The 12,722-nt window shown below is 65.2% G+C and carries 13 protein-coding genes; 9 read left to right on the top strand and 4 right to left on the bottom strand.

Annotated features, from left to right (window positions below):
* Positions 1–84: 84 nt before the first annotated feature.
* A complete protein-coding gene (locus AC1D3B_RS21130) occupies positions 85–2,415 on the top strand; it encodes a phosphocholine-specific phospholipase C (protein ID WP_478192630.1) in 2,331 nt (776 codons plus the stop codon).
* 22 nt (positions 2,416–2,437) lie between these two features.
* Here the strand turns inward: AC1D3B_RS21130 and AC1D3B_RS21135 are convergent, their stop codons facing one another.
* Positions 2,438–2,935: a flavodoxin family protein gene (locus AC1D3B_RS21135; RefSeq protein WP_478192631.1), complete on the bottom strand. Its 498-nt coding sequence runs from the start codon at positions 2,933–2,935 to the stop codon at positions 2,438–2,440.
* 119 nt (positions 2,936–3,054) lie between these two features.
* Between AC1D3B_RS21135 and AC1D3B_RS21140 the strand changes: the two genes are divergently transcribed.
* Genes AC1D3B_RS21140 through AC1D3B_RS21150 form a run of 3 tightly spaced genes read left to right on the top strand, consistent with a single transcriptional unit; the run spans position 3,055 to position 5,164 of the window.
* Complete coding sequence (locus AC1D3B_RS21140; protein WP_478192632.1) at positions 3,055–3,642, top strand: hypothetical protein; 588 nt, start codon at positions 3,055–3,057, stop codon at positions 3,640–3,642.
* A gap of 58 nt (positions 3,643–3,700) precedes the next feature.
* Positions 3,701–4,471, top strand: a complete 771-nt coding sequence (locus tag AC1D3B_RS21145) for a DUF2092 domain-containing protein (protein WP_478192633.1) — start codon at positions 3,701–3,703, stop codon at positions 4,469–4,471.
* A 12-nt stretch (positions 4,472–4,483) separates the two neighbouring features.
* Entirely contained in the window at positions 4,484–5,164 is a 681-nt protein-coding gene (locus AC1D3B_RS21150) for a hypothetical protein (RefSeq protein WP_478192634.1), read from the top strand.
* A gap of 152 nt (positions 5,165–5,316) precedes the next feature.
* Here the strand turns inward: AC1D3B_RS21150 and AC1D3B_RS21155 are convergent, their stop codons facing one another.
* The 3 genes from AC1D3B_RS21155 to AC1D3B_RS21165 form a co-directional block, all read right to left on the bottom strand.
* Positions 5,317–6,303, bottom strand: coding sequence for a Bug family tripartite tricarboxylate transporter substrate binding protein (locus tag AC1D3B_RS21155; protein ID WP_478192635.1), 987 nt, complete (start codon positions 6,301–6,303; stop codon positions 5,317–5,319).
* A gap of 23 nt (positions 6,304–6,326) precedes the next feature.
* Positions 6,327–7,433: an alkene reductase gene (locus AC1D3B_RS21160; protein WP_478192636.1), complete on the bottom strand. Its 1,107-nt coding sequence runs from the start codon at positions 7,431–7,433 to the stop codon at positions 6,327–6,329.
* Positions 7,434–7,567: 134 nt separating this feature from the next.
* A complete protein-coding gene (locus tag AC1D3B_RS21165; RefSeq protein WP_478192637.1) occupies positions 7,568–8,497 on the bottom strand; it encodes a LysR family transcriptional regulator in 930 nt (309 codons plus the stop codon).
* A 134-nt stretch (positions 8,498–8,631) separates the two neighbouring features.
* Here AC1D3B_RS21165 and AC1D3B_RS21170 point away from each other — a divergent pair, with 134 nt between their 5' ends.
* The 5 genes from AC1D3B_RS21170 to AC1D3B_RS21190 all read left to right on the top strand — a co-directional run.
* Entirely contained in the window at positions 8,632–9,588 is a 957-nt protein-coding gene (locus AC1D3B_RS21170) for a hydroxymethylglutaryl-CoA lyase (RefSeq protein WP_478192638.1), read from the top strand.
* A 30-nt stretch (positions 9,589–9,618) separates the two neighbouring features.
* Entirely contained in the window at positions 9,619–10,773 is a 1,155-nt protein-coding gene (locus AC1D3B_RS21175) for a CaiB/BaiF CoA transferase family protein (RefSeq protein ID WP_478192639.1), read from the top strand.
* A gap of 43 nt (positions 10,774–10,816) precedes the next feature.
* Positions 10,817–11,797, top strand: coding sequence for a Bug family tripartite tricarboxylate transporter substrate binding protein (locus tag AC1D3B_RS21180; RefSeq protein ID WP_478192640.1), 981 nt, complete (start codon positions 10,817–10,819; stop codon positions 11,795–11,797).
* A 29-nt stretch (positions 11,798–11,826) separates the two neighbouring features.
* Entirely contained in the window at positions 11,827–11,958 is a 132-nt protein-coding gene (locus AC1D3B_RS21185) for a hypothetical protein (RefSeq protein WP_478192641.1), read from the top strand.
* Positions 11,959–11,987: 29 nt separating this feature from the next.
* A partial coding sequence (locus tag AC1D3B_RS21190) for a 4-hydroxyphenylpyruvate dioxygenase family protein (RefSeq protein WP_478192642.1) occupies positions 11,988–12,722 on the top strand: 735 nt, incomplete at its 3' end.

The following is a 12,722-nucleotide window of genomic DNA, read 5'->3' on the forward strand; positions in this document are numbered from 1 at the left end:
CTGCGCTACATGGCAATGTCACGGTCGTTGCCTAGCCTTGCGACGCCGCGAATCGCCGCGGCGATCCATCATCCCAACGCACCAATGACCTCACGTCGCAAGTTTCTCCAGAGCACCACCGGCACCGGCATCGCCGCGGCCACCCTCGCCGCCTTCCCGCCGAGCATCCGCCGCGCGCTGGCCATCCCCGCCCATCACGACACCGGCACCATCAAGGACGTCAAGCACGTCGTCCTGCTGATGCAGGAAAACCGCTCCTTCGACAGCTATTTCGGCACCTTCAAGGGCGTTCGCGGCTACGGTGACCGCTTCGCCGTCCCGGCGCCCAACGGCAAGACCGTCTTCCACCAGACCTATACGAAGACCACGCCGCCCACCACCTACGTCCCCTACCGCCTCGACGAAACCAAGGGCAACGCCCAACGCGCCGGCAGCACGCCCCATACCTGGTCGGATTCGCAGGCGGCATGGGACCATGGCCGCATGTACAAGTGGCCGGACGCGAAGAACGCACTGTCGATGGGCTACTACGACACGGCGGAAGTGCCGTTCCAGCGCGCCCTGGCCGAAGCTTTCACGCTGTGCGACCACTATCACTGCGGCATGCACACCGGCACCATCGCCAACCGGCTCTTCTACTGGAGCGGCACCAATGGCCCGAACGGCACGAGCCCGGTCGACGGCAGCAAGGTCCAGGTCGCGGCTTTGAACAACCAGTTCAACGGCGGCAACGATATCGGCGCATCCACCGACGGCTGGACCTGGACCACCTATGCCGACCGCCTGGAGAAGGCCGGTGTGAAGTGGAAGGTCTACCAGAGCCTGATCGACAACTACGGCTGCAACGAAATGATGGGCTTCCGCCACTGGCGCGCCGCGATCGAGCAGATGCCGGTCGCTCGCCGCCCTGTCTACGTCGCGGCGACGGACATCACGCAGCCGGTCACCGCAGCGGGGCCGTTCTACGACGCGTCGGTCGACGATGGGCTCAGCCCGCTGGCCAAGGGTTTCGGCAACACCATGCCCTACGGCTTCCTGGAAACCTTCCGCGACGACATCAGGAACGGCACCTTGCCCGCGGTGTCGTGGATCATTTCGCCGTCCGCGTACAGCGAGCACCCGGGACCGTCGAGCCCGGCGAAGGGCGGCTGGTACGTGCAGCAGGTGCTGGACGCGCTGACATCGAATCCGGAGGTCTGGAGCAAGACCGTCCTGCTGATCAACTTCGACGAGAACGACGGCTTCTTCGACCACCTGCCCTCGCCCGCGGTGCCCTCGCGCAATCCCGACGGCTCGCTGGCAGGCGGCACCACGATGGCGGATGCCGACGTGGCCGTCGAGTACCACAACTTCACGCCGGCAACCCCCAACCAACCCGCCATCGACGGCCGTCCCTACGGCCCCGGCCCCCGCGTGCCGATGTGGGTGGTCTCGCCCTGGAGCCGCGGCGGTTGGGTGAACTCGCAGGTCTGCGACCACACGTCCACCCTGATGTTCCTCGAGAAGTGCTTCGGAGTCGTCGAGCCGCAGATCAGCAGATACCGCCGCGCCGTCTGCAGCGACCTCACGACCGCTTTCAACTTCGAGCGCCCCAACGACGAGCCGCTGCCGACCCTGGCCGGGCGCAAGACGAAGGACCAGGCCGACGCGCTGACGGCTGCGCAGCAGGCGCTGCCGAAAATCATCCCGCCCACCGACGCCGTGCTGCCGGTGCAGGCCACCGGCGTGCGCCCGTCGCGCGCCCTCCCCTACGAACTGCACGCCAGCGCGCGCAGCGACTCGCGCAACGGCCGCGTGCAGCTTCTGTTCGCCAACAGCGGCCGGGCCGCCGCCGTGTTCCACGTCTACGACAAGCTGCACCTGGCGGACCGCCTGCCGCGCCGCTATGCGGTCGAGGCGGGCAAGCAGCTCAGCGACTACTGGGCCGCGATGACCGACAACGCGGGCCTGTACGACCTGTGGGTGCTCGGCCCCAACGGCTTTCACCGCCAGTTCAAGGGCGACCTGAACCGTCTGCGCGCGGAAGGCGCACCGGAGCCGGAGATCCGCGTGGGCTACGACGCGCGCCGGGGCGACCTCTACCTGCAGTTGCGCAACGACGGTCGACGCGATTGCCGCTTCACCGTGCAGTCGAACAAGGCCTACCCGCTGCCCGACACCCATGGCGGCGGCAAGGACGACCATGACAACGACCGCCGCGACCACGACGGCGACCGCGATGGCATGTGGACCGTTCGCGTCAAGGGCGGCGACGACACGAGCATGCGCTGGAGCCTGGACCGCAGCGGGCAGTGGTACGACTTCGCCGTGACCTGCGACGCGGACGCCAGCTTCTACCGCCGCCTTGCCGGCCGGGTCGAGACCGGCCGACATTCGGTCAGCGATCCGGCGATGGGGTTGGCGGACCGGTTCTGAAGTCCGGCAACCGCCCGCGGCCTCAGAACACCCCGAGTGCCAGCCCGGCCGCGAGCGCCGCGCCCAGCTCGCGGCATCGCGCGAGGTCGTCCGCGCCGATCTGCTTGGGGCGCGCGATGGCCTCGGGCGTCTGTGCGTGGGTGCAGACGATCAACGGCGGTGCGATGGAATTCAGCCGCCAGCCGGTGGCGATACGGTCGACCTGCCTCGCTGCGTTCTGGCCGTCGCTGCCGGCGCAGATCAGCGTGGCATAGGGCCGGCCGTTCAGGCGGTCGAGCGCGGCGTAGTAGCAGCGGTCGAAGAAGTCCTTCATCAGCCCGGCCATCGCGGCGAGGTTCTCAGGCGTGGCGAAGATGTAGCCGTCCGCGCCGAGCACGTCGTCCGGCTGTGCCTCCGATGCACGCAGCAGTCGCACCTGCACGCCGGCCTCGTCGCGCGCGCCCTCCGCAGCGGCCTGCGCCATCTGCGCAGTGCCGCCGGTCATCGTGTGATAGACCACGAGCAGCGTCTTGGGATTCATGTCCTCCAGCATAGCTGGCAGGTGACCGATAGTTCGGCGCGGATTGACAGACGTCAATACAGCGGCTGCTGCGATGCCGACAATTCCCAGCGTGGCTCGCCACGTCGAGAAAGGCATTTATGAAGCTCCTGACATCGCTCACGGTTTCCGTGGTCCTCGGCACCTTGCTGCCCCTCGCCATCTCGAAAGACCAATCCGGCGCAGAGATCACGGCGTCGACCAAACCCGGCTCCGGAACCGTCAAGGAACTGGTCAAGCTGACCGGTGTCGTCGAAGCCATCGATCTCCCGACCCGCCACGTGACCCTCAAGGATTCGCATGGCAAGCTGATACCGCTGGCCATAGGTCCCGAGGCGCGCAACCTCGAACAGCTCAAGGTCGGCGACCGGGTGACGGTGCGCTACGCACAGGCGTTGACGCTCACCTTGGTAAAGGACGGCGACCAGATTCGCAGCAGGGTCGATTCGCCGATCACCGGCAGCAGGACAGTGAAAGGCGAACGCCCCGGCGGATCGCTCGGCAGAGAGGTCGAAGTCACGGCCAATGTAGTCGCCGTGAACAGAAAGACCAAGATGATCACGTTGCGCGGGACGGAGTACGAGGTCGACCTGAAGGTACGCGATCCCGATCAGTTGAAGATGATCAAGGTCGGCGATCAGGTGCACGCGACCTACACCGAGGCAGTGGCCCTGTCGATCGATCGATGAGTCGCCGCAGGCATTCGGCAGGCGCTTCGGGGCATCCATTCATCGCCAAGGAGTCGAGATGAAACTCGGAAGATTCGTCCCCTCCGTGCTCGCCCTCGTGCTGGCGACACCGATTGCAGGGGCACAAACCACCCCGCCGGCCGCGGCCCCGCCCGCCGCCAACCCCGTCGATCCGGCGTCGATCCAGGCCTTGAAGGACATGGGCGCCTACCTGCAGACGCTCGATCGCTTCCGGACGACGACTTCGCTGACGGGCGAACGCGTCCTGAGCGATGGCCAGAAACTGATGCACACGGCGTCCGCGACGGTCGATGCGGCGCGTCCGAACAAGCTTCGCGCCCGCATGTGGACCGTTCGCTCCGAGCGCGAAATCATCTATGACGGCCACACGGTCACCCTGTATGCACCCGCTCAGAAGTACTACTCGACGGTCGAATTCTCCGAGTCCAACAGCGCGCTCGTCGGCAAGCTCGAAGAACGGTACGGCGTCGAGATCCCCCTGTCCGACCTGTTCACCTGGGGAACCCCGGCAGCCCCGGTCGACAAGATCGATTCGGCGATGAATGCAGGGCAGGACATCATCGGGGACAGTCTCTGCGAGCACTACGCCTTTCGCCAGGGCGATTTCGATTGGCAGATCTGGATCACGACGGGCAGCAAGCCGTTGCCGCGCAAGCTCGTGATCACCAACCGCAGTGATGACGCGCGCCCGCAGTCGATCACGCTCATGGACTGGAACCTGAAGCCGGCGTTCAACGAAGCGACGTTCCGGTTCACCCCGCCCAAGGGTGCGACCCGCATCGAGATTGTTCCGGCGAAGGCCAGATAGAGGAGCGCGACCATGAAAGGATCATTCAGCAAGATGCTTGCGGTTCCGCTGAGCGTTCTGGCCCTGCTCAGCTTCGCGTTGACCCCTGTGGCCGAGGCCGCGCGGGAAGGTGGGGGTGGAGGTGGTCGTGGAGGCGGAGGAGGCGGAGGTGGCGGAGGTGGCGGAGGTGGGGGAGGTGCACGCGCGAGCGCCGGGGGAGGCGGTGGCGGCGCTCGCGCGAATGCCGCAGGCGGTGGCGGTGGGGCGCGCGCCGGTGCCGCTGGTGGCGCTGCCGCTGGCGGAGGCAGGCAGGCCGCGCAGGTCAACAACACCAGGGCCGACGCAAGGACCAATGACGTCCGGAGCACGAGCGCGAACAACGTCAACACCAACCGGACCAACAACGTCAATGCCAGCCGCAACACCAACGTCAACGCCAACACCAACGTCAACGCCAATCGGAACGTCAACGTGAATGTCAGCGGCAACAACAATTGCTGCGGCGGTTGGGACAATGACTACCACCCGGTCGCGGGCGCGGTGGCCGTTGGCGCCGCGGTGGCGGTCACCTCGGCGGTGGTCGGCTCCGTCGTGCGCTCCGTGCCGGCCAACTGTGTCCCGGTCAACTACGGCGGCATGGTGTACCAGCAGTGCGGCAGCCAGTGGTACCAACCGCAGGGATCGCAGTACGTGGTGGTCAACCCGCCCTATTGATCCGCGCCACCGAGCCCGTTTTCCATCGAGGACCGATGGTAGGAACTCATCGGACTTTTCAGCGAGGGCACGCAACAGCACATTGCTGGATCGCCGGCCGAACCGTTCTGCGGATCGTCGAAGGCGGCGACCGACTCAACTCCCTGTTCAGTTCAGTCAGACGTCACCCCGGCGTCGCGAATCATCACCTCTCGCTCCGAACGGGCGACTCGCATGCGCGTGATGTAGTCGTTGGTGGTTCCAGGCAAGGCGACCATGCCGTTCTGCTGGATGACGCGCTGAACACTCGCATCGACGAGAGCCTTCTGGACCTCGTCGTGCAAGCGGATGACGACCGCCGCGGGCGTGCCGCGCGGTGCCGCCAGCCCCATGTCGACCGTCGTCATGCCGACTTTGGGGTAGGTCTGCGCCACAGTGGGCGTTCCGGGAAGCAACGGAAACGGTTCGAAGGAAGTCACTGCCAGGACCTTCAGTTTTCCAGCCTCGGCCATCGGCGTCACGCTTGCCGGCATGCCGAAGAGGACATCGACCTGGCCTCCGATCAGGTCCGTCATGGCATTCGCCGTGCCTTTGTAGGGGACGTGGGTCCACTGGACGCCCGTCGCCTTGCCCAACGCTTCGGCGATCAGTTGATGCGGAGTGCCGATGCCGGGCGAGGCATAGCTCAACGGCGTCTTGCTCTGCTTCGCATAGGCGATCAGTTCCTTGAGCGTCTTCGCCTGCATCGGGCTGGTAGCGCTGACTGCAATCACGACGGGCGCACCAACGATGTTGGCGATCGGACTCAGATGGGCCAATGCATCTTCGGCAGATTTCCCTTTGAGCATAGGGTTGATCGTGTAGATGCTGTCGGCGTTGAGCAGCAGCGTGTAGCCGTCCGGCGGTGCTTTCGCGACGTACGCGGCCGCGATCTGGCCCGCGCCGCCCGGCTTGTTGTCGATCACGACCGGTTGCCGCAGCGATTCGCTCATCGTCTTGGCGACGGCGCGCGCGATGACGTCCGCGCCGCCGCCCGGGCTGTAAGGAACCACCAGCGTGAGGGGCCGGGTCGGGTAGTCGGACGGTCCGCTCTGGGCACCGGCTGCGCCGCCAATGGCGCAGATCAAGACCGGCAAGGCGAGGTGTTTGAAGAAGTTCATGATGTCTCTCGTGTGTCTTCGAATCATTGGTCGGCCGTTGCCGCAGGCTCGACGGCCATCGCGGGATAGTCGGTGTACCCGCGGTGGTCGGGCGTGTAGATGCTGTCGTTGTTCAAGGGATTGAGCGGCGCATCCAGCGCGAAGCGACGGACCAGATCGGGATTCGCGATATACAGGCGACCGAAGGAGACAAGGTCAGCTCGTCCCTCTCTCAGCACCTCCTCGGCACGGGCTTGGGTGAACGCGTTGTTCGCGATGTACCGGCCCTTGAACAAGGTCCGCAGCCCGGCGTAGTCGAGTTCGCACGTCGGCGGCAGCGCATTCGACGACCCTTCGACCACGGCCACGTAGCAGACGCCCAGTCTGCTCAGTCCACCCAGGGCCGTGGCCAGGAGCAACCCGGGATCGGAGTCGGAGAGTTGGTAGTTGGACGGGCTGGTCGGCGACAGCCGCACGCCCACGCGGTCGGCACCCCAGATCTCCTTCACGGCAGCGACCACTTCGAGCATGAGGCGGCAACGATTCAAGGGCGAGCCACCGTAGGCGTCGGTGCGAAGATTCGACGAGTCGCGCAGGAACTGGTCGAGCAGGTAGCCATTGCCGGCATGCACCTCGACACCGTCAAAGCCAGCGGCCATGGCTCGCCGCGCCGCGGCTCGATAGTCATCGATCAGGCGGCCGACTTCCTCGACGGGCAACTCGCGCGGCACCTGCAGCGGCAGTCGGCCTTCGCGCGTGCGCACCGTGCCGAAAGGCTGCACGGCCGACGGCCCGATCGGCATCTGCCCACTTGGCTGGGTCAATGGATGCGAGTTGCGGCCGCAATGCCAGAGCTGGAGAAACATGTGCCCGCCGTGGCGATGCACGCCTTCGGTCACACGCTTCCACCCTGCCTGCTGCGCGTCCGTGAAGATGCCGGGCGTCTCAGGCCAACCCAGGCCTTCGGCCGAGATGGCCGTCGATTCAGAGATGATCAGACCGGCGGTCGCGCGCTGCGCGTAGTACTCCGCGTTGAGCGCGTTGGGCAATTCGCCTGGGGAGCGGTTACGTGTCATGGGCGACATGACGACGCGATTGGGCAGTCGGTAGGGGCCGAAGTCGATCGGCTCGAGCAATAGTGATGTGGTCATGTGTCCCACTGCGCCTGGACGCGTGGCGCAGCATGTCTCCTTGATGGGAGCCACTCTAGACCTCATCAACTGGCGGTACCAGTGATGTTTTGGCAGCAGGAAGATGCCGAACTGGAACGGCAGAATGCCCTTCGCTACCCTGGACGTTGAGCGGGAGCCCGGCGCGTTGTCGTCAAAGATTGCAAGTGCGCAGCCAGCGCCCTCGCCGCCGGCGAGAGCCGCTTCTCGTCATAGAAGCAGATGGCAAAGCTGCGTTTTGCCCAAGGGTCGGTCAGCGGAAGCACCTTGAGTCCATAGGTCGAGGCAACGGGCTCCGCGACCTCGCGCGGAACCACTGCGATACCGAGGTTCGCGCGCACACAGCGCAGTGACGCATCGAAGGTCGTAACGACCGCTCGGTAGCTGATCGGCTTGCCGATGATGGCGGCAGCGCGCGCGAGCATCGTGTGGACGGCTGTCGATGCCGGCAGCCCCACATGGTCGTAGTCGAGTGTGTCCTCGAATGCGCACCGCTTCTTGCTGGCGATCGGATGCGATGGGCTCGTGATGATCGCGAGATGGTCGTTCCGATAGGGCCGTGTCTGCAGGCCCTCGAGGTCCGCAGCGTCCCAGCAGACTGCGAGAGGCGCCAGGCCTTCTCGCAAGCTGCTGACGACATCACGGCTCAGGGCCTCCTCGATGTCGATCCGGATCTCCCGATGCTCGGGGATCTGCAGGAACGAAGCGATGTCGTCGGGCAGGAACTCGGCAATGGACGAGACCGTGGCGAGAACACGAACCTGGCCCTTGATCCCTTTTCCAAAGGCAGCCATGTCGCGCGCGACCCGGTCCGCGCCGGCGAGCATGCCCCGCGCATGTTCCAACAGGATCTCGCCTGCGCCGGTGATGGCGACACCGCGACGATTGCGTTCCACCAGCACATTGCCCAACGTGCTCTCCAATTGGGCAATTCGCTTGCTGATCGCGGACGCGACGATGTGGTGCTGTTCAGCGGCGCGCGCGATGTTTCGCGTCTCGCAGACCGCGACGAAGAGCCGAAGACTGGTGAGATCAAGGTCGTGCATGGGCAGAGTCGATGTGAGATTCCGAAATGGAACGCTGCTCGTTCCAATTTACCGCTTTTCGCTTGAAGATGGAATGCCTACAGTCTCCCCTACGACGTCTCACCCGTACGTCGAGAGCCTGGAGACAAATACCCATGATCATTCCTTCTGCCCGCCTGCCGCGCAGTGCCGTGATCCGCGAAGTCGGCCTGCGCGACGGCCTGCAGAGCATCGCAACCATCCTCCCGACCGCGCAAAAGATCGAATGGATCCGCGCCGCCTACGAGGCCGGCCAGCGTGAGATCGAGGTCGGCTCCTTTGTGCCGGCGCGCCTGCTGCCGCAACTGGCCGACTCGGCCGAGTTGGTCGCCTTCGCCAAGACGCTGCCGAACCTGTTCACATCAGTACTGGTGCCCAATCTGCGTGGCGCCGAGAGCGCCATCGCTGCCAAGGCCGACCTGATGATCGTTCCGCTCTCGGCCAGCCACGCGCACAGCCTGGCCAACCTGCGCAAGACGCCCGACGACGTGGTGGCCGAGGTGGCGAAGATCCGCGCGGCCCGCGATGCCTCTGGCTCCAGGATCCTGATCGAGGGCGGCGTCGGCACGGCCTTCGGCTGCACGCTGCAGGGTCTGGTCGACAAGCGCGAGGTGCTGCGCCTGATGCAGGCGCTGCTGGACGCCGGCGCCGACCGCGTGAGCATGGCCGACACCGTTGGCTACGCCGATCCGGGCATGGTGCGCGACCTGTTCGAGGACGCCGTGAAGATCGCGGGCGATCGCTTCTGGTGCGGACATTTTCACGACACCCGCGGCCTGGGCCTCGCCAACGTCTACGCCGCGCTCGAAGTCGGCGTGAACCGGTTCGATGCCTGCCTGGCCGGGATTGGAGGCTGCCCCCACGCGCCGGGTGCGAGTGGCAACGTCTCGACCGAGGACCTGGCCTACATGCTCGGCAGCATGGGCATCAAGACGGGGATCGACATCGATCGACTGCTCGCGTTGCGTGCCCGGGTGGCCGAGTGGCTCACCGGGGAGACGCTGCATGGCTCGCTCTGGCAGGCCGGCCTGCCCAGGACTTTCGGCCTAGCGGCCCAAGCCCTTTCTGCCTGAAGACGCCTGATCAAACCGAGAACCCACTTCATGACCACCTCCTCCGCTCCTCTCCCCCTCGCTGGCATCCGCGTCCTCGAGTTCACCCACATGGTCATGGGTCCGACCTGCGGGATGATCCTCGCCGACCTCGGCGCCGAGGTCATCAAGGTCGAGCCTCCGGGCGGCGACAAGACCCGAAAGCTGCCGGGGCTCGGCATCGGCTTCTTCCGCTCCTTCAACCGCAACAAGAAGAGCGTGGTGATCGACATCGGCACCGACGAGGGCCGCGCGACGGCGGCCGAGCTTGCAGGCCAGTGCGACGTGGTGCTGGAGAACTTCCGTCCCGGCCTGATGGCCAGCTTCGGGCTCGACTACGAGACGCTGTCGAAGAAATACCCGCGCCTGATCTACGTCACGCACAAGGGCTTCCTGCCCGGCCCGTACGAGAACCGGCTGGCACTCGACGAGGTGGTACAGATGATGGGCGGCCTCTCGTACATGACCGGCCCGGTCGGACGGCCGCTGCGCGCCGGCACCTCAGTCAACGACATCATGGGCGGCATGTTCGGCGCTATCGGCGTGCTGGCCGCGCTGCGCGAACGCGACATGACCGGCAAGGGCCAGGAGGTGCAGAGCGCGCTCTTCGAGAACTGCGTGTTCCTCTCATCGCAGCACATGCAGCAGTTCGCCATGACGGGCGAGCCGCCGCCGCCAATGCCATCGCGTGTGTCGGCCTGGAGCGTGTACGACGTCTTCACGCTGGCGGATGGCGAGCAGCTCTTCATCGGCGCGGTCAGCGACAAGCAGTTCCTCACGCTGTGCCGCGTGATCGAGGCGCCCGAACTGGCCGCCGATCCCGCACTGGCCAACAACGCGCTGCGCGTAGCGGTTCGCCCGGCCCTGCTGGCGAAGCTCGGCGAGAACCTCAAGCACCACCGCGTGGAAGAGCTCGCGCCCAAGCTCGAAGCCGCCGGCATTCCCTACGCGCCGATCATGCGCCCCGACCAGCTCGTCAACGATCCGCACCTGAAGGCCAGTGGTGGCTTGGTGCCGATGGAATGCGAGGACGGAGACACCACCGACGTGGTGCTCCTGCCGCTGTTGATGGGCGGTCGCCGCCCGGGTGTGCGGCATGCGCTGCCGGGCATCGGCCAACACACGGAAGAAATCCTCGCAGGCCTGCCCAGCCACGCCGTGGCCTGACACGAATAGACCAAGATCAACCAAAGACTCCCGGAGACAAACCATGACCCTCAAGATTCAACGACGCGGCCTGACCGCATTCATCGCTGCCACCCTCGCATTGAGCGCCACCGGCTGTCTCGCCCAGGCCTCCGACAAACCTCTGCGCATGGTCTTGCCCGTGGGCGCCGGCTCCGGCGTCGACACCATCATGCGGGCGGCCACTCCGTCCCTCACGAAGGCGCTGGGCGGCCAGGGCGTCGTGATCGAGAACCTGCCGGGCGCCGGCGGCATCACCGGCACCAGCGTCGTTGTTCGTGCGGCGCCAGACGGTCAGACCTTGGGCGTCGTGTCGAACAACCACGTTGTGAATCCGAGCGTGTTCAAGAAGATGCCCTTTGATGCCATCAACGACATCACGCCGATTTCGGTCGTCGGCGCGACCCCCTTCGTGTTGGTAGTGAATCCGAAAGTCCCCGCCAAGAATGCCAAGGAACTCCAGGCGCTGCTCAAAGCGAAGCCGGATGGCTACAACTACGGCTCATCAGGAAACGGCACCATCCTTCATCTGGGCGGCGCAATGTTCCTGGATGCTGCCGGCGTCGATGCACGCCACATCCCGTACAAGGGTGTCGGCCCGATGGTCGCGGACGTACTTGGCGGACAAATCGAAATGGCGGTCGTGGCAGTGCCCGCGGTCCAGGGGCAACTCATGAGTGGCGCCTTGCGCGCTATCGGCGTGATGGGCAAGACCCGCGTGCCTTCCCTGCCGGATGTGCCGACCATTGCGGAGCAAGGGTTCCCTGGTGTTGATGTTTCAGGCTGGTTCGCCGTCATCGGGCCGGCGAAGCTGCCGCCGGCCGAGGTCAAGCGCCTGCACGCCGCGGTGGTTGCCGCCTTCAACACGCCGGAGACCAAGGACGCCATGGCCAAGCAGGAAAACATCATCAACCCGATGACGCCCGAGGCTTCGGCCCAGTTCTTCAAGACCGAGCAGGAGCGCTACGCAAAGCTGGTCAAGAAGGCCAACATCACGGCCGAGTGAGCAACGGCCGAACACTCGAGAGAACGGACATGGCCCTCGGCGCACCGGCCAAGGTGGTCCGCCAGTTGACTGATGAAGACGTTGCGCGGTTGATGGACAGTGCCGCCAACTATGCGGAGCGTGCCGCGACTTACGGCTCAGAGCTCGCGCTCGTCGAATAGCTTTCTCATTTGCGTCAAGGTACCAAGTCATGTCTGATCTGTTTGAGAACCCGATGGGCCTGATGGGCTTCGAGTTCGTCGAGTTCGCGTCTCCCATGCCCGACACGCTGGAGCCCTTCTTCGAGAAGCTCGGCTTCACGCTGGTGGCAAAGCACCGCTCGAAGGATGTGGTGCTCTATCGCCAGGGCGACATCAACTTCATCGTCAACCGCGAGCCCAACAGCCCGGCCGCATACTTTGCGGCGGAACATGGTGCCTCGGCCTGCGGCATGGCGTTTCGTGTCAAGGATTCGCACAAAGCTTATGCACGAGCATTGGAACTCGGCGCACAACCGATCGAGATCGCGACCGGCCCGATGGAACTGCGGCTTCCGGCCATCAAGGGCATTGGCGGTGCGCCGCTCTACCTCATCGATCGCTTCGAGGACGGCAAGTCGATCTATGACATCGACTTCGAATTCGTCGAAGGTGTAGATCGCCATCCGGCCGGCCATGGCCTGAAGCTGATCGACCACCTGACCCACAACGTCTATCGTGGCCGCATGACGTTCTGGGCGAACTTCTACGAGAAGCTGTTCAACTTCCGCGAGATCCGCTATTTCGACATCCAGGGCGAGTACACCGGCCTCACGTCCAAGGCGCTGACCGCGCCGGACGGCAAGATCCGCATCCCGCTGAACGAGGAGTCGAAGAAGGGCTCCGGCCAGATCGAAGAGTATCTGATGAAGTTCAATGGCGAGGGCATCCAGCACATCGCACTGCTC

Source organism: Variovorax sp. P5_A3 (assembly GCF_056400665.1).

Excerpts from the sequence above, each read along its gene's own strand:
- AC1D3B_RS21180 (WP_478192640.1), top strand. The coding sequence starts at position 10,817 with ATGACCCTCAAGATTCAACGACGCGGCCTGACCGCATTCATCGCTGCC.
- AC1D3B_RS21140 (WP_478192632.1), top strand. The coding sequence starts at position 3,055 with ATGAAGCTCCTGACATCGCTCACGGTTTCCGTGGTCCTCGGCACCTTG.
- AC1D3B_RS21160 (WP_478192636.1), bottom strand. The coding sequence starts at position 7,433 with ATGACCACATCACTATTGCTCGAGCCGATCGACTTCGGCCCCTACCGA.
- AC1D3B_RS21150 (WP_478192634.1), top strand. The coding sequence starts at position 4,484 with ATGAAAGGATCATTCAGCAAGATGCTTGCGGTTCCGCTGAGCGTTCTG.
- AC1D3B_RS21130 (WP_478192630.1), top strand. The coding sequence starts at position 85 with ATGACCTCACGTCGCAAGTTTCTCCAGAGCACCACCGGCACCGGCATC.
- AC1D3B_RS21155 (WP_478192635.1), bottom strand. The coding sequence starts at position 6,303 with ATGAACTTCTTCAAACACCTCGCCTTGCCGGTCTTGATCTGCGCCATT.
- AC1D3B_RS21135 (WP_478192631.1), bottom strand. The coding sequence starts at position 2,935 with ATGAATCCCAAGACGCTGCTCGTGGTCTATCACACGATGACCGGCGGC.
- AC1D3B_RS21165 (WP_478192637.1), bottom strand. The coding sequence starts at position 8,497 with ATGCACGACCTTGATCTCACCAGTCTTCGGCTCTTCGTCGCGGTCTGC.
- AC1D3B_RS21185 (WP_478192641.1), top strand. The coding sequence starts at position 11,827 with ATGGCCCTCGGCGCACCGGCCAAGGTGGTCCGCCAGTTGACTGATGAA.
- AC1D3B_RS21145 (WP_478192633.1), top strand. The coding sequence starts at position 3,701 with ATGAAACTCGGAAGATTCGTCCCCTCCGTGCTCGCCCTCGTGCTGGCG.
- AC1D3B_RS21175 (WP_478192639.1), top strand. The coding sequence starts at position 9,619 with ATGACCACCTCCTCCGCTCCTCTCCCCCTCGCTGGCATCCGCGTCCTC.
- AC1D3B_RS21170 (WP_478192638.1), top strand. The coding sequence starts at position 8,632 with ATGATCATTCCTTCTGCCCGCCTGCCGCGCAGTGCCGTGATCCGCGAA.